Raw genomic sequence first — 18,426 nt, 5'->3', positions numbered from 1 at the left:
GATTTGTGAATCCCCGCTGGTCGGAGGGGAGATGCCTTTGGCTACCTTTTAATACTTTTTTATTATTATTTTTATGATTTGCGTCACGCTTTAGTCTGTAGTCCTTTCTTCTGGTGGGAGCATGGTCACGTTCTTGTAGTGCAATTTATAGGACGATAGCACCAGTATTTGAATGGGTTTCAAATGCATTCGTACCTCCCACGACGACAATAAGACAAGACCTCTTGAAAACGACGACGACTGCCCGCCCAGCCTTGCCTTGGGTGATGATTTTTGCCGCCCTGCGTCCACGCCATTTTACATTTCCGCTGAAATGGGCAGTGGCGATGCTGTTGATAGTGCTTTCCGGGGGGCAGCTCTGGGCGCAGTGTTATGCCCGGGAGGGCTCTCCGCAGCTTTTCGACTTCGTCGGTAATAACAACCTGAATTATTGTGAACTGTGCGGCTATGGCTATGTCACTGCTGAAGTGCGCAATCCCTTTATGGATGGGGGCGACGGTACCAGTGATCCCGATATGGACAATATCGAGATCGAGTTCAACCTCGGTTCAACCGGTCTGCAGTTGTGGTATGGCGGCGGTGGGGCGGTGCCGGAAGTCTCTTACAGTATCAATGGTGGTGGCTACACCGCCGGCGGTTCGGTCTCCCAGTCGGGCAATACCGTCACCGTTACCAACCTGCCCACGCTGAACAACAACACCAGCAACAACCGCGAGAACGGTGGAGGGATCGGTCGTGCCACTACCATGCGGGTGCGTATTGCGGTGCATCGTCCCTCCAATCCGGAAGGGCTGGAATTCGCCTCGAAGAATGTGAGTGCGAGCCTTGTCGATTTCGACATGCAGGACAGCTGCTCGGCCACCAATGCATTGGAATGGGACCGTGAGTGGAGCTTCCCTACCGGCTGGACCTGGGAAACCGATCCCTATAACGAAGGCCCATTCAATCGGAATGAAACCCTGGACTATCGTTCTCCCAACCTGGATATCGCCAAATCCGGCTGGAACTATGATGCTGGTCAGCGCCGCGCCAGCGAAAGCGACACGGTGTACGGTCACAACGATGATGACGTGGTCTGGCGTGTACAGATTCGCAACAACGGTGATGCGCCGGTACAGGATCTGCGCCTGGACGATGTGATCAGCGATGCGGACCTGATGGAAATTACCCACATCTGTGCTTCCGAAGGCTCGGCGAATACCGTGGCGGCGAATAATGGCGCGGGCATGCCAGGCAACTGTGAGCCAACCAGTATCGCTCTCGGTAACCCGCTGAATGATTATGTGGTGGAGCCACCGTTCGGGGCAGGGGATGACAACCTGCCCTATGAGAACGGGGATCTGGTGGATGCCAACAATGGTCAGACCATCAACCTGTACATGGTGGGCAAGATTTATAACGACGCCTCATGCCGTCAGGGCTGGATGCAGAATGATGTGCAGGATGTGGAATACGGTTGTGAGGCGCAGCCAGGCCCCGGTGGACTGAACGCCAGTGATACCGGTGATGCCAACATGTACACCCGTTACGGCGAAACCGATGGCGGTGGCAGCAATATCGGTTTGCGGGTCCAGCGTCGTCTCACCGGTCTTGATAGCGTGCAGCCAGTGGGGGCGCGTGGCTTGATGACCATCACCCTGCGTAATGAAGGGCGGGGCACGGTCTATTTCGATCAGGGTGACAGCTGGCACCTGCGCGATGTGTTGCCGCCCGAGTATGTGATGGACCCGACCTTTACTCCGCAGATTGTGGCTGAGTCGCAGCTGTACGGTAACTATGAAGGGCGCATTGATACCCTGGAATGGATCAACCGTGCTGGCGGCCTGCCGTTGAATGGTAGCGATACCACCACCTACCTTAACAACACGGCACCGGAGTTCCGGCTGTCCAGCTCCACCACCGACAGTGATGCGGATCAGGCGGAAGAAGACCGGCATCTGATGCGTCATGGTGATGAACTGACCTTCCAGTTCCGGGTGGTGTTGATCGATCCGGATTATTACGACCTGTCGGCCAACCTGGATGTGCTGGAAGAGGATGTAATTTCCTCACCGGAACCGAATACCGACCCCACCAAAGTCCCCGATCTGGAAAACCGCCTCTATGTTCAGTTCCGCACACTCTGCGCGGCGCAGGGGCTTCAGGAATATGACCTGCGGGGTAACAACAACAACGGCAGCATGACGGGCAACAGCCTGAACAACTACGCGATTGCTGATCAGGATCGCGGGCAGGTGCCGGCAGATCCGGAAGACCTGGACATCAATATCGATGGTCAGACCTTCATTCTCACCAATGATCGCAATCAGCGCCTGCCACTGCGGGTCATCCTTACCAACAATGGCGGACATGATGCCGAGGACTACCAGGCGTTCGTCACGTTTGGTGCCACCATGGAAATTGTCACGTCTCCGGCGCAATGTTCGGTAGTGCCCGTGTCCGGCAGCCCGATTCAACCCGCCCCCTGGAAGACCTGGGTGGATCCGGTGGCGATTCCCTCCACTGCCACCGTCTACCGTTGTGACGAGCCGTCTCCCCTTGCACCGGGGCAGACCGTTAATTACGACTTTGAAGTCATCAAGACCAACGATCCGGCGGGTATAGCAGAAGATGATCTGACCTTCCGGGCCGATGTGGTTGGTGAAATCTTTACTGCACGTGGTTTGAATGCCAGTGGCGATGGCCTGCCATTGTGGTTTCCTGCTCCCGGCAGCACCAATAATCTGCGGGCCGATGGTGAGATTGATCGCGGCAACAACTACTCGCTGGACACTCACTGGGCGCGGGTGATCGGTTTCAACCTGATCAAGAATCTGGTGGGCACCTGTAATGAAAACGTGGCGGATGTGAGCTACGAGGCGCCTGCACCAGGGCAAAGCAAGGATCGTGAGCGCGTACAAATCGGTGAGGAATGTACCTGGAAAATTGAGACCGGCGGCTGGTTCGGTTTTGAGACGCCCGGCTTCTCGTTTATTTCCGTGCAGAACATCCAGGTGCGTGATCAGGTGCCGGATGGTCAGAGCTATATTTCCAATACCGACTACACCCTGCAATCCACTCCGCTTATCACTGGCGTCAACATGGATACTGCCCGTGCACCGCTGGAGGAAGGTGAGTTTGGCTGGCGCTTCAATGTGCCGGACAGCACCCGAATCGAAGTGGCAGATGAGTGGTTCATTCTCGATACCGTCACCCGCATTCTCAACAAGCCCCAAGATGATCGTAATGCACCCAACGTGCATGCGGCCAATCGCACCAATGTGCTGGATTCCACCTTTGATGCGGCGTTCTTCAACGAGAACACCCAGCTGCAGGAAAACTACACCCTGGGTAGCGGTTTGATCGGTGCCGAAGGGAGTCTGTCCCAAGGCACCACGACAGGCTACCCGGAAGAGCCGATCCGTCGTGCGGATGTGGTCGTCACTGAACCCGTTATCGAGGTGGAAAAACAGGTCTGTAATGAAACCCTGTACGGTGCCGGCCCGAGCTGTAGCAACTGGGTCGATCTGACGGACGAAGGCGATACCTTCCACAGCTATATCTTCCGTCTGACAGTAAGCAATCGCGTCGCCGATGATGGCCAGCCGCGGTCGCCAGCCTACGACCTGGAACTCACCGACAATCTGGATGCCAGTGACCTGATGCTGGTGGTGGACTTTGCCACCGACGGTCTGGACAACGACGGTGATGGCCTGATTGATGGGGCTGACACGGACGGTGAAGGGAGCGTGGCGGACAATGTGGTGCTTAACGGCACCCCGGCAGTAATCACCTTCTCGCACCTGCACGGTGTGGATGGCACCGGCTTGCGTCGCATCGAGCCGGGCAACAGTGTGGAGCTGTACTATCGTGTGGACCCGGATGAACGGGCTGCGCCGCAGCAGGTGCTGACCAACCGCTTTAGCTCCCTGTATGACAGCCTGGAAGGCAGTGCCAACGAGCATGGTCAACAGACTGTGGTGACTCCGGGCAACGGTGAGCTGGGCGGTGCCCGTCAGTACAACAGTGCCGAAGCCGATGCCGCCATCGAGATCATTCCGCTGCTCACCCAGCCAAAGGAAATTCTGCGTCTCTCTCAAACGCCGTTGGGGCAGGGCAGCCCCCAGGAAGTGACCCCGGGTGAGGAAATCGAATATCAGTTACTGGCAGAGTTGCCGGTGGCGGTGCTTCGTAACCTGGTGGTGGAAGATCAATTACCCGCAGGGCTTAGCTGTGCCGAAGCGCCAGTGGTGGATCTCAGTCAGCCGCCCTATGCGGCTGCCGGCTTCAAGCGCCCGGATCTGACTCCGGTACCGCCAATTACGCCGACCTGCAGCGGTACCCAGGTGCGTTGGGATTTCGGAGATGTGACGTTGACGTCCGTGGTGGCGGGCCAGAGCCGCTTTGAATTTCCGCTCACCTTTATCGCCCGGGTGGATAACAGCGCCAGCAACAATGATGGCACCACCCTCACCAATGGTTTCCCGGCAACCACCACCCAGCTGAGCTATCAAAATCAGGGCGGTGCCACCGTGGTGCTGACCTTCGATGAAGTGGCCGTCGAGGTGAAGGAAGCGGACGTGAGCCTGGACAAAGTCTGGGTCAACCCGGTGGATGGTGGCGACCTGATCGACATTACCATTACCGCCACCAATAGCGGCACTGCGCCGGCCTATAACCTGCGAGTGTGGGAAGACCTGCTCGACAGCGAAATGACCTTTATTGCCGGTAGCGTGTCAGGGACCGATCCGCCCGATGTGGTGGATACCACCACCTATGGCCCCAATCGTCCGGTGTTTGTCTGGCTGCCTGCCAACCCGCTGGCACCTGGCGCCAGCCGCACCTTCACTTTCCAGGTACGGGTAGATGATGCGGTGCAGCCGCTGCAAATGCTGCAAAACCTGGTGCGGGGAGACTGGACCTCTCTGCCGGGGCAAGGCACCGCCCTCAACAGCACCGGTCAGATCGGTGCGGATGGCGCGGCCGATGGCCAGCGTATCGGTTCCCTGGATGGCTCTGCCTCCGCCCCCAACGACTACGAAGCGATCAGTAACACGGTGCAGGCCACCGTGGGGCCGCTGGCCCTGACCAAGACTGATCTGGACCCGGCCATGGCGCCCGAGATCGGTGCTCACAAGGCCTTTCAACTGGATATCCTGTTGCCGGAAGGCACTACCCAGAACCTGCAGATTCAGGATTTTCTTAACAGTGGTGCCGTCAGCTATGTGCTGGCGGACAACGCTGACTTTGATATCACCTACGATTTCACCGGTATCGCCAGCATCAACGGTGCTGCGCCTTCCGAAGCGGCAATGAGTGCGCTGCCGACGGATGGTGCCAGCGGCGCGGTACTGTGGAATGTGGGTACGGTGGTGACCGCCACAGAAGATGATCTGAGCACCACCACCCTTAATCCGCAGATTCGCATTACCTATTACGGCCGTATCAATAACGACCTCAATACCGACCGTGGCGACACACTCGGTAATGGGGTGCAGGTGAATTACACCCATGGGCAGACCGGTGCACCTGCCCCGACCCTGAATGACAACACGGCGCTGGTGACCGCCATTGAGTCGGATCTGTCTGCCACCAAGAACTACACCAACATCAGTGGTGGTCAGCTCACCGGGGGGACGGTACTGGAGTACACCGTGACCCTGACCAATAACGGCAATGCCACCGCCTATGATCTGAACATCGTTGACACCCTGCCCACGGGGCTGACCCTGGATAGCAGTTTTACCCCGACGGCCACCATCAATGGCAGTGCGGTGACCGGCTTTGTCAGTGCCCCTGCGGATGGCGGCAGTGGTCAGTGGATCTGGGGCCGAGATAATGCTGACGGCAGTCTGGATCTGGCTGCCGGTCAGGCACTGGTGCTGACCTACCGTGCGGTGATCAGTGTTCCCGGCGGCACCTTTACCAACATCATGAACGCGGACTGGACCTCGCTGCAGGATGTCAGTGTCTACGAGCGTACCGGTGACGGCTGTCCGGCGATTACTGCCCCGGACGATTACTGTATTTCCGCCCAGGTCACGACCGCCGACTCTGCCGATGACACGGCGATCAGCAAGGCGTTCCTGGTGGACACCTGGGCGGCTGATGGCAGTCTCGGCGGCGACGGCCGATTGCGGGTAGGCGATAGCCTGGATTATCAGCTGACCCTGACCTTGAACGAGAGCACCACCCGTAGTGTGGTGCTGTCCGACGTGCTGCCGGCAGGTATGGAATTTGACCGGATTGTGTCCGTTAACGGCGATAATACGCCGCCGTTTGATTCAGTGTATCCCTTTACCCATGCCCCCATTGGCGCGCCATCGGTCGCCGGTGATGCAAGCAGCGGGCAGACAGTGACGTTCAGCCTGGGTGATATCAGCAACGCCAACGACAATAACTCTGCCAATAATGACCTGGTGCTGGTGTACCGTGCCCGTGTGGTCGAGGATGTGCTGGCGCATCAGGCGGCTCTGGGGCTGGACAATGCGGTGACCCTTTCCTATGCCACCCTGAGCGGCGACCCGGTGCCACTGGATCCGGGCCGCATGCAAGGCACGGTAGGCATCACCGTTAACCAGCCGTTGATGAGTGATGTGGTCAAGACCGAGCGCAATGGTCGCACCAGTCCCTACAACGTCATGGATCTGGCGGGCGAGACCATGGCGTTCCGGCTGGAGACACAGAACAACGGCGATGCACCGGCCTATGATTTGCTGATCAGCGGTAACGTGGCCTATGAACTGGATGAAAGCACCCTGACCACGCCGGTGTTGAGCATCGATGGTACGCCGTTGGCTGCCGCCGATTTTGTCTATACGCCGCCGGCAGCACGCGGCGGTAGCGTGAGTATCAAGCTGAATGTACCGGTGATGCCGGGCAGTGTGCTGACCATCGATTACGACATCGGTTTCCACACCGACACGCCTCCCAATACCACCTGGAGCCATGGCGCTGGCATTACCGAATACTGGTCGCTACCGGCCACCAGTGGCCAGCGTTACGCGCCGGTGGCAGTGACCGAATTTGTGATGAGCAACCCGGCCACCCTGGCGGTACCGGTGAAGACCCTGCTGGCACCCACCACCAAGGCGGTGATTGGCGAAGCAGTGGAATACACCATCACTGTACCCGGCGCGACCCTGTCCGCGGCGCTCAGTGATGTGCAGATCACCGATACCTTGAACAGTGATCTGGAGTTCGTCTCGGCAACGGTGAACGACCCGGCATTCGGGCTCACCGACAACGGCAGTGCCGGCCAGAATGTGGATCTCAACCTGGCGCAGATCCCGGCGGGGCAACAGGCGGAAATTACCCTTGTGGCAAGGGTGGTGAACAACGCCGACAGCAATGCCGGCGACAGTTTCGTGAATACTGCCAGCTATACCTTCAATGGCAGCACCCTGACCAGTTCTGCCACCGCCGCCCTGACCATTGCCGAGCCGCAGCTGACGGTCAGCAAGGATGTGACGTCGCCGGCCACCATCAATGCCGGTACGGTGCTGGATTATAGCGTGCAGGTCACTGCGGCTACCGGTGCCAATGCCGCAGATGCCCATGACCTGACCCTGACCGATACGCTGGATATCGGGTTGGTGTATGAAGCGGGCAGTGCCAGCCTGGGGGATCCGGATACGATCACCGGTGACGGGATCAATACGCCTCAGGTGCTGACCTGGAACGTGGCTACTCTGGCGGAAGGTGGCAACCTCAATCTCACCTATCAGGCGGTTGTGCAAGACAGCGTGGGTGCCGGCCAGACATTGAACAACACCCTGGTGCTGCGCTGGACCAGTCTGGCGGGCAGCAGCGCTTACGAGCGGACCGGTAGTGAAACTCCGGCCTTCAATGATTATGTGGCTACGGACAGCAGTCAGGTGACCACCACCGACAGCACCGCCTTCAGCAAACAGGTGGTCAGCGATACCTATCTGCCCGATGACGATGGCGTATTGCGAGTCGGTGACCGGGTCAACTTTGCCTTGCAGGTAGCGCTGCAGGAGGGCTCCCACACCGATCTGGTAGTGACCGATACCCTCCCTGCAGGCATGGCGTTCGAGCAAGTGGTCAGTGTGGATCAGTTTGGTACGGCAGGGACCTTGGCTGCCCCGGCGGTGAGTGGCCAGACCGTCACTTTCGACATTGGTGATATCACCAATCCGGTGGATGGCGATGCCAGCAACGACGTCTATGTGATCACCTATCAGGCACGGGTGCTGAACCTGGACGCGCTCAGTCAGCAGCCGCTGGTGCAGACCCTGGCCAACAGTGCAGAGCTGACCTATACCCTGGTGAGTGGTCCGGTGACCCCGGTTCCCGCCACGGCCAGCATCGACGTGCATCAGCCCTTGCTGGACGTCACTGCAGTGAATGTGACCACCGCCACGGGGGCAGATACGGTGGTCACCGCTGGTGAAGTGGTGACCTACACCGTTGATATTCAGAACAGCGGTCAGGCACCGGCCTACGACGTGCAGATTCAGGATGTGCTGCCTGCCGGTCTACGAGTGGCAGGTGTTACCACCCAGAGTATCGAGTTGTTGTCCGGGGCGGCGTTACCGGTACAGGCCCCAACCTATGATCCGGTGACGGGCCAGGCCCAGTGGGATCTGGACGGCGCTGCCGATGCCTGGACTATCCCGGCAGGTGACACCCTGCGTCTGGTCTACACGGCCCAGGGGGATGCCGATCTCGGTGCCAGCCTGACGCTGGATAACAGCGTGCTGGTGAATCTCTACTTCTCCTTCGACAACGGTGATGTGCCCACCGACGGCGATGCCAGTGAGCGGGAAGACTATGGCCCGACCGCCGCCCAGTCGGCCAGCCTCACGTCCCCTGGTGCCGGCGCGCTGCAGAAAACGATCACCCAGCCCGAAGCTGAAATCGGTGTGCCGTTCACTTACCAGATTCGCGTGCCGGCAGTGGCGGAGAACATTGCCCTGAGCGATGTGCACGTGCTGGATGACCTGTCCTCCTCTGTGGCGGTGCTGGCCTTCAGTGAAGCCCGCTACAGCCTCGACGGCGGCACCAGCTGGGCGGCCATGAGCAATCAGGGCACGGCGACCGCGCTGGATCTGGTGGATCAGGCCAGCGGCAATGGTGTGGATGTGCCGGCATCGGGACAGATGCTGGTGGAGCTGACGGTCTATCTGCAGGATGATCCGGTCAATGTGGCAGGTCTGACCTTCAACAATACCGCGCGCTATTCCTACGGCAGTTTCGCCGGAGATACCGCCACCCTGGCCGATACCTCGGAAGACATGATCATTGTCGAGCCGTCATTGGTGATGACCAAGGATGGCCCGGCCACTCTGGCCTATGGCACACCGGGACTATTTACCCTGTCAGTCCAGAACACCGACACCGTCGCCACGGCGCGGGATATTACGGTGACCGATTATCTCCCGAATCTGGCAGCGGGAGGCATGTGTGATGTGCCGCCGGTGGTCACCGATGTGAGTATCTACGAATCCGATGCCACCACGCTGGTGAACACACTGGCAGAAAGTACGGACTACACGCTGAGCTTTACCCCAGGCGATCCCTGTGTGCTGGTCATCAATGGTGTCAGCGCCACGGCAGCATTGGGGCCGGAACAGATCCTGGTGGTGAGCTATGAAGCGCAACTGGATCAGGACACTCCCACTGACGCCAGCCTGACCAATTTTGCAGCGGCCACGCAGTGGTTCAGCGCGGACGATGCGGCCCCAGTGCGACGCACCTACAACCATGACCTTCAGGAAGTGATCGAGGATGTGGCGGATCCGCAGGATTACCACACCCTGACCCCGGTGTTGCCTTCCATGCAGGTGGACAAGACCGTCAGTGTGCAGGTGGATGCGGATGGCGATGGGCAACCGAGCCCCGGTGATACCCTGCGCTATGTGATTGATGTGACCAACACCAGCGCGGCGTCGCTGACCGGGTTCTCGATCATTGATGATCTGGGCGCACTGAATGCTGGCGAGTGGTTCGAAGCCGGGTCTCTGGTGATCGTTTCCCTGCCCGCAGGCAGCAGTGATAATTCTGACCCGGCAGGTGGCACCAATGGCCAGGGCCTGGTGGATATTGCCGATCTCAATCTTGCCGCCCAGGGCGACGCTGGCGACGCCATTCAGGTGACGTTCGACGTTACCCTGGTGGCGGTGCTGGATGATGCCACTGAGGTATTGAACCAGGGGCGGATCGACTTCCTGGGCAACACCCTGCAGCTCACAGATGATCCCGCCCTGGCGGGCTCGGAAGATCCCACTGCTATCACGGTGAATTCGGCACCGCAGATGCGGGTACAGAAAGTGTCTGCCGACATCAGTGCGGATGCCAGCGTGCTGGAGCCGGGCGAAACCCTGCGCTACACCCTCACCGTGGCCAACATTGGTAATGAAGATGCCCGTGACGTGTTCCTGCGCGATGCCATTCCCCAGTACACCAGTTACGTGGCGGGAACCACCACGCTGAATGGTAGCCCGGTCCCTGACCCGGCGGCGGGGATCTCGGCCATTGAAAGCGGCATGCTGGTCAACGGACCGGTGGATGTGACTCCCGGCGTGCTGCTGGCGGACAGTCTGGCACCGGCTGATCATGTGGCGACAGTGACGTTTGACGTGCAAGTGGACAGCGATGCGCTGCCGGGCACCTTGATTGCCAACCAGGGTTTTGTGTTGGGTACGGGCAACGGCGGCACCGATTTCATGGAGCAGCCTTCCGACGATCCGGCCACGCCTGCGCTGAATGATCCCACTGTGGATATTGTCGGTAACCTGCCGCTACTGGACGTGCAGAAAACCGTGGTGCTGGCCAATGATCTCAATGGCAACAACGCCCCGGATCCGGACGACACCCTGCTGTACACCTTTACCGTGACCAACACGGCGGATCAGCCCGCTACCAATGTGATGCTGACCGATCTGATACCGGCTAACACCAGCTATGTTCCTGCCAGCACCACCCTGAACGGTGCCGCGGTGGCGGATCTCAGTGGTGCTTCGCCGCTGGTGTCCGGCATGCCGGTGAATTCCGTTGGTGAAGCTTCGGGTGTCGTGGCGGCAAACAGCACTGCCGAAGTCACCCTGCAGGTCACCATTAATACCGGCACCGCCAACGGTACGGTGATCATCAACCAGGGCACCATGAGTAGTGAAGAGCTGCCAGATGAACTGTCGGATCAGGACGGTATTGATTCCAATGGTGACCAGCCCACCCAGATCATCGTGGGCGAAGCCCAGCAGCTGGCGATTGTGAAGAATGTGGTGGTGGTTGGTGGCGGCGCAGTGATGCCCGGGTCCGAGCTTGAGTACACCGTACAGGTCTCCAATGTGGGCACCGTGCCGGCGACCCAGGTCATCATTCAGGATGATCTTTCCTGGCTGGCCACCATGGGAGTGTTTGTTGCCAACTCGGCGACCCTCAATGGCGGCGTTGCCGGTGTAACCGAAGGCACCTTGCTGGTCGCTGATTACGGCATGGCTTATGGCGACCTGGCACCTGGTGCCAATGCGTTGTTGCGTTTCCGGGTCACCCTGGATAGCGCCATTCCTCTGGACGCCATTGTCAGCAACACCGGTGAGGTGTACTGGAACAACAATACCCAGACCGCCAGCAGCACGGTGGATATTCAGGTGGGTGCCATTCCCGGGGCAGCGACCCTGAGTGGGGCGTTATGGCACGATGAGGATTTTGACAATATCTTCGATGCCACCGAAACCGCGCTGGTGGACTGGGACGTTCAGGTGTGGAGCAACAATACCTTGCTGCGGGTAACCCAGTCCGCGAATGATGGCAGCTACAGTCTGGCTGGCCTGCCGGAGACCCAGCCGGGGCAGAGTTATGAACTGCGGTTTGTAGCGCCGGGTGCCACGGTGACCACTGCTGCGCTGGGGATGACGGATTCGGACCCGGCCTTTACTGATGGGTTGCAGCGCATCACGGGTATTACTGCGGTTGCCGATGCAGTGGTAGCGAACCTTAATCTGCCCATTGATCCCAATGGGGTAGTCTACAACGCCGTTACCCGTGAACCCGTGGCGGGCGCAACCCTGAGTCTGGTTGCGGCCAATGGGGTAGCAGTGGCAGCAGCCTGTTTCGATGATCCTGTACAGCAAGGGCAGGTGACACAGGCTTCGGGTTTCTACAAGTTCGACATGAATTTCAGCGACCCGTCCTGTCTGTCCGGGGCTGACTATCGCATCCAGGTGCAGCCGCCCGGTGGCGGTTTCACCACCGGCGAGTCGAACATTATTACCCCGATCACCGGTGAGCAGACGGCGGCCTATGACGTGCCGGTGTGCAGTGATGATGCGATCAGCACGTCCGCACAGTGTGAGGCACAGGTGAGCGCTGCCGCGCCACCCACGTCCGTGGCGGCCAACAGCCCGCTGACTGGTTACTACCTGAACCTGATGCTGGCCGGTGCGACGGTGGAAGGTCGGCAGATGTTCAACAACCACATCCCCGTGGACCCGAAGTTGAGCGGTGCGGTCACCATCAGCAAGGTGGCGTCGGTCGTTAACGTGAGTCGCGGTGAGTTTGTGCCTTATGTGATTCGCATTAATAACAGCTACGGTAGCCGCCTCAGCGATCTGGCCATCGTTGATGACTTCCCGGCCGGTTTCAAATATGTAGAAGGCTCGGCGCGGCTGAATGATTTGCCGGTAGAGCCTGAGGTACAAGGGCGTCGCCTGATCTGGCAGGGGCTGAATCTGGATGCCACTGGTGAGCACACCCTCAAGATGTTGTTCATTGTCGGTGCCGGTGTGGGCGAAGGGGAATACGTTAACCGTGCCCAGGTCTTCCAGGCGCGGACCACGCGCAGGGCCAGTAGATCGCTGGCGGGTGCCGCCTCGGTGTCCGGCCAGGCCAGCGCAACAGTGAGAGTGGTGCCCGATCCGGACTTCGATTGTTCTGATGTGATTGGCAAGGTGTTTGATGATGCCAACCTGAATGGCTATCAAGACGACGGTGAGGCGGGTCTGCCCAATGTGCGTGCGGTGACGGCACGAGGCTTGATCGTGACCAGTGATCAGTACGGCCGCTTCCACATTACCTGTGCCGTTGTGCCCAACGAATTGCGCGGTTCCAACTTTATCCTCAAGGTGGATGATCGCTCCCTGCCTTCCGGTTATCGCATGACCACCGAGAATCCACTGGTGCGTCGTGCGACCCGAGGCAAGATGATCAAGTTCAACTTCGGGGCGGCATTGCATCGGGTCGTGCGACTGGATATTGCTGATCCGGTATTCGAGCCAGACAGTGTCGAGATGCGTATGCAGTGGGAGACCCGCCTGCCGTTGCTGATGGATCAGTTGCAAGCCGGGCCGTCGATTCTGCGACTTGCCTACATGGGAGAAAGGGATAGCAAGAAGCTGGTGGAAAAACGGCTTGAGGCATTGAAGGAGCGTATCGCTGATCTGTGGGCGAAGATGGGTAATGCCTATGAGTTGGAGATAGAGACGGAAATCTTCTGGAGAACCGGAAAGCCCGGGGAATAAAACTTGCTTGCCGGCGATCACATCGCTTGCTGGCAAGTTCTTCGGAGCGCCGCCTCGCTGTCGCTCGAATTCGTCCCTTAAGGGAGAACCCACAAAAAAGGCCGTCCCCAACTTGGGGGCGGCCTTTTGCTATTGCAGTCTGATGCGGTCAGGGTCTCGCTCTTCGAAACTCGCTACCGCCTCAGTGCAACTTCAACCGCGGTCTAACCAGCTTGTTGAAACGCCCGGCGATCAGCAGCATTACCGTTCTCGGCCAGCCGTACAGCGCGGCCTGATGCATACGGTACAGGCTGATGTACATCATTCTTGCCAGCCAGCCTTCAACGAAGAAGTTGCCACCTTTCAGGTTGCCCATCAGCATGCCGACAGAGCTGTAGTTGGACAGCGATACCAGTGAGCCATGGTCCTTGTACTCGAAGGCGCGCGGTTCGCGGTTCATCAGCAACTGTTGCAGGCTGCGGGCGGTGTGTTGGGCCATCTGCTGGGCGGATTGGGCGCGTGGCGGGATGGGGCGTTCTGCGCCTTCCGGGATCAGGAACGCTGCATCACCAATGATGAAGATGTTCTTGAAACCCTTGGCTTGCAGGGTCGGCTCTACCTCCACCTGGTTGATACGATTGGTGGTCAGGCCGGGAATCTGGCCAAGCCATTCCGGGCACTTTACCCCTGCCGCCCAGACCAGCAGATCAGCCTCGATCGGGTCGCCATCCTTGGGAACGAAAGCCTGTTCGGTGGCTTCGGCCACCATGACGCCGGTGCGTACTTTCACGCCCAGTGCTTCCAGGCGCTTGGTGGCAGTGGCGGATACTCGCTCGCTCAACACCGGGAGGATGCGCGGTGCAGCCTCGATGATATCCACCTGCAAGTGTTTGCGGTCCAGTTTGTCATGGCCGTAGAAGTTGAGCATGGACACCGCGTGGTGGAGTTCTGCGGCCAGTTCCACGCCAGTGGCACCGCCGCCAACAATGGCGACAGAGACCGGCTTGCCTTCGTGGTTCGCATGCAAGCAGGCATTCAGGAATCGTTCACGAAAACGCTCGGCTTGCGCACGGCTGTCCATGAACAGGCAGTTGTCGCGCACGCCCGGGGTGCCGAAGTCGTTGCTCTGGCTGCCGGTGGCCAGCACCAGATAGTCGTAGTCGAGTTTGCGTTCTGGCAGCACTTCTTTGCCTTGCTCATCATTGAGCGGTGCCAGAGTGAGTTGCTGATTGGCGGTATCGACTTGGGTCAGGGTGCCGGGCTCGAAGCGGTAATGGTTCAGTTGCGCATGGGCGCGGTAATCCACTGCATCCAGGTCTGCGTCGATGGCGCCGGTGGCCACTTCATGAAAGCGCGGTTTCCAGACGTGAATACTGGAGGAATCCACCAGGGTGACATCGGCGTTACCGACACGACCGAGTTTACGGCCCAGCTTGGTGACCAGTGGCAGGCCGCCGGCACCGCCGCCGACGACAACAATCTTGGGTTTGCTCATTGAAGCTCCTGTCAGGTTCGCCGTCTGCAGAAGGCGACCGTGCTAATTCATTTGGCGTTTCTGAATTATTCTTCAAAGGCAGGCCCTTTTGGGGCGGCCGGCACAGAAGGGAGTCTGTTACCGGAAATACCAAGTCTGATCCCGCATTGTGATCGGGTCCAGACCGGAAAATTCCTTATCTTCCCGAGAGCGCGGGTCTGCGCAATGGGCGATAAAGAAAAAGCCCGCCGGTGGCGGGCTCTTTCAGCGATTTACACCACTCAGGCCTTGGGGCCGGCGGCGCGAATCTCGTCGGACACATCCGCGTACTTCTCGGCGAAGTTCTTTTCGAACTGTTCGGCCAGGTCGCGGGCGCGTGCTTCGTAGTTTTCCGGGTTGGCCCAGGTGTTCTTGGGCTGCAGCAGGTTGCTGTCAACGCCAGGAACCACTTTAGGCACGTCCAGATTGATGATGTCCAGGTGCTCGGTTTCTGCTTCGTCCAGCTCGCCAGACAGAATGGCAGTGACCACACCACGGGTGGTGGGGATGCTGAAGCGCTCGCCTTCACCGTAAGGACCACCAGTCCAACCGGTGTTAACCAGGTAAACCTTGGAGCCGAATTCTTCCATGCGCTTGATCAGCAGCTCGGCGTATTCGCCAGCGCGACGTGGGAAGAACGGAGCACCGAAGCAGGTGGAGAAGGTGCTCTTGATGCCGCCGCCGGAGCCCATTTCGGTGGAGCCTACCAGCGCGGTGTAGCCGCTCAGGAAGTGGTATGCGGCCGCTTCCTTGGTCAGCTTGGACACCGGAGGCAGAACGCCGGTCAGGTCGCAGGTCAGGAAGATGATGTGCTTGGGCTCACCAGCGCGGTTGGCTTCGACTTTCTTGTCGATGTTTTCCAGCGGGTAGGCGGCACGGGTGTTCTGGGTCAGGGACACGTCAGCGTAATCCGCAGTACGGGTCTCTTCATTGATGATCACGTTTTCCAGAACCGCACCGAACTTGATGGCGTCCCAGATCACCGGCTCGTTCTTCTGGCTCAGGTCGATACACTTGGCGTAGCAGCCGCCTTCAATATTGAAGACCACGTCCTTGCCCCAGCCGTGCTCGTCGTCACCGATCAGGTAACGGTCAGGGTCGGCGGACAGGGTGGTTTTACCGGTGCCGGACAGACCGAAGAACAGGGCCACATCACCGTCTTCGCCCACGTTGGCGGAGCAGTGCATCGGCAGCACGTCTTTCTCTGGCAGCAGGAAGTTCTGCACAGAGAACATGGCTTTCTTCATTTCACCCGCGTAACGCATGCCGGCAATCAGTACCTTGCGCTGGGCAAAGTTCAGGATCACGCAGCCATCGGAGTTGGTGCCGTCACGCTCGGGCTCGCACTGGAAATGCGGGGCGTGCAGGATCTGCCATTCTTCCTTGCTGCGCGGATTGTATTTTTCCGGGCGGATGAACATGGTGTTGGCGAACAGGTTGTGCCACGCGGTCTGCGCAGTCACTTTTACCGCCAGGTAATGATCCGAATCGGCGCCTACATGCAGGTGGGAAACGAAACTGTCGCTTTCCGCGGTAGCGGCAGCAACACGATCCCACAGGGCGTCAAACTTGTCAGCGGGGAAGGCACGGTTGATAGCACCCCAATGGATGTGCTCGCTGGTGCTCGGCTCGTCAACAATGTAACGATCCATGGGGGAGCGGCCGGTACGGTGACCGGTTTCCACCACCAGGGCGCCGGTGTCGGACAGGCGGCCTTCGTTACGCTGAACAGCCATTTCTACCAGCTGGGCTGGGCTGAGGTCGTTATAAACAATCGGGTCGGTCATGGTCATTCCTGGGCTAATAGCCATTGGTACGGCGTGGTGTGGCGTACCGGGTTCGCATTGCGGGTAAACAGTGCCGGTCTCGTGCCCGTTGCTGCCAGCGGGCAAGACAAAAGGTGACCGAAGACGGGCTCCAGTCAGCACAGGCGCGCGATTATGCCAGAAATCTGAAACAGTGGCGATTCCCCTTCGGACTGAGCAGTCATGCGCCAGGGGCAGTGAATAGTTAACGGTTAACAGTGAATAGTGCGCGGTTTGGGCCGTCAGGCCCTGAAATGCTGGAGGCCGCGCCCAAGGGGGGGCGCGGCCTCCGGAAGTTGGGAACCCCAAGACGGGGGTTCGCGCCGCTGTTAACTGTTCACTATTAACTGTTAACTGATTTCCCTGATCATCTCCGCCAGGTCCACCGCGTCGAACTTCTCCTGGTTTCGACAAAAGTCGCAGGTCAGGGTCACCTCTCCGTCTTCATCCAGCAGCATCTGCAATTCGTTGCTTCCCAGAGAGATCAGGGCGTTGCGATTGCGTTCCCTGGAGCAGGTGCAGCCGAACTGCAGGTGGTCTGAGTCTGGCAGTTGCGGTGGGGTGTCGTGAAACAGGCGGTGCAGGATGGTCTGGTCGTCCAGATTCAGGAGTTCTTCCATGGTCAGCGTGGAAGCCAGTGCTTCCAGATGCTCCCACATCTGGGTATTGGCATCGGTGCCCGCCAGTTGGTTGGGCAAGCGTTGCAGCAGGAGCCCGGCAGCGCGGTTGTTACCGCTGGTCAGCCACAGGCGGGTAGGAAGCTGCTCTGACTGCTGGAAATAGGCTTCCAGACATTGTGCCAGCGAGTCACCTTCGAGAGGCACAATGCCCTGATACTGCTGGCCCTGCTCGGGAATGATGGTGATCACCATGTTGCCATCGCCAATCAAGGTGCGGATATCACCTTCATTCCAGTTCTGGCCATCACTGTGGCGGGCGACAGCTCGTAACTCTCCCCCGTTGGTGCACTCTGCGAGCAGCAGGGATACCGGGCCGTGGCCTTGGGCCTGGAGTGCCAGACGCCCCTTGAATTTCAGGGTGCTGGCCAATAGTGCGACGGCGGCGACGGCTTCCCCGATCAGCCCCTGGACCGGTAGTGGATAGCTGTGGCCTTCCAGAATGCGGCTGATGCTGCTTTCTACCTGTACCAGCTCACCACGGATGTCTGAGTCGGGAAAAAGAAAGCGCTGCTTGTGGTCTTGCATGATGATGTCCTGAATCGTGTCCCGGCCGGTGGGCTGGGAGGCTACATGTCGTTGTCGCGTTTGAAACGCTGGATATCTCGGCGCTCTTTCTTGCTGGGTCGATGGTCCGGGGCGGCTTCAGCGGCTCGGGCCAGCTTGCGCTGTTCGCTACTCATTTCCCGCTTGGCAATGCTCTCGGGGGTTTCCTCATAAAGCGTCTGGGCGATCTTGGCGGGGCCGCGTTTGCTGCTCAGATCACGGACAATGACCTCGAAATGTTCCGTGCCCTTGGTGATGGTCAACGTTTGTCCCGGCTGCACTGCCTTGCTGGGCTTGGTGCGGCTGCCATCCACATGCACCTTGCCACCTTCGATAGCCGTTTTGGCCAGGGTGCGGGTCTTGAAAAAGCGTGCGGCCCACAACCAGGAATCAATGCGTACGCTGTCCATTGTCTCTCTGTTGTCCGGCTGAGCTTGAGC

5 protein-coding genes are annotated in these 18,426 nt (G+C 59.1%); 1 reads left to right on the top strand and 4 read right to left on the bottom strand.

Annotated elements, in window-relative coordinates; all coding sequences use genetic code 11:
• Positions 1-224: 224 nt before the first annotated feature.
• A complete protein-coding gene (locus tag Y5S_RS08625) occupies positions 225-13,466 on the top strand; it encodes an isopeptide-forming domain-containing fimbrial protein (protein WP_156107664.1) in 13,242 nt (4,413 codons plus the stop codon).
• A gap of 181 nt (positions 13,467-13,647) precedes the next feature.
• On the opposite strand, the gene Y5S_RS08620 is transcribed toward Y5S_RS08625, so the two are convergent.
• The 4 genes from Y5S_RS08620 to Y5S_RS08605 form a co-directional block, all read right to left on the bottom strand.
• Complete coding sequence (locus Y5S_RS08620; protein ID WP_035232216.1) at positions 13,648-14,940, bottom strand: NAD(P)/FAD-dependent oxidoreductase; 1,293 nt, start codon at positions 14,938-14,940, stop codon at positions 13,648-13,650.
• A 260-nt stretch (positions 14,941-15,200) separates the two neighbouring features.
• On the bottom strand, positions 15,201-16,745 hold the full coding sequence (locus Y5S_RS08615) for a phosphoenolpyruvate carboxykinase (protein WP_035232215.1): 1,545 nt from the start codon (positions 16,743-16,745) through the stop codon (positions 15,201-15,203).
• 368 nt (positions 16,746-17,113) lie between these two features.
• A complete protein-coding gene (hslO, locus tag Y5S_RS08610) occupies positions 17,114-17,968 on the bottom strand; it encodes an Hsp33 family molecular chaperone HslO (RefSeq protein ID WP_035232213.1) in 855 nt (284 codons plus the stop codon).
• Between the two features lie 41 nt (positions 17,969-18,009).
• Entirely contained in the window at positions 18,010-18,396 is a 387-nt protein-coding gene (locus tag Y5S_RS08605; protein ID WP_035232212.1) for an RNA-binding S4 domain-containing protein, read from the bottom strand.
• Positions 18,397-18,426: the final 30 nt, after the last annotated feature.

It is taken from the genome of Alcanivorax nanhaiticus (genome assembly GCF_000756665.1).
GTDB lineage: Bacteria > Pseudomonadota > Gammaproteobacteria > Pseudomonadales > Alcanivoracaceae > Alcanivorax > Alcanivorax nanhaiticus.
This window is presented reverse-complemented; position numbering and strand designations above follow the sequence as displayed.

Coding starts and splice junctions, on each gene's coding strand:
- Y5S_RS08620 (WP_035232216.1), bottom strand. CDS start 14,940: ATGAGCAAACCCAAGATTGTTGTCGTCGGCGGCGGTGCCGGCGGCCTG.
- Y5S_RS08605 (WP_035232212.1), bottom strand. CDS start 18,396: ATGGACAGCGTACGCATTGATTCCTGGTTGTGGGCCGCACGCTTTTTC.
- Y5S_RS08615 (WP_035232215.1), bottom strand. CDS start 16,745: ATGACCGACCCGATTGTTTATAACGACCTCAGCCCAGCCCAGCTGGTA.
- hslO (WP_035232213.1), bottom strand. CDS start 17,968: ATGCAAGACCACAAGCAGCGCTTTCTTTTTCCCGACTCAGACATCCGT.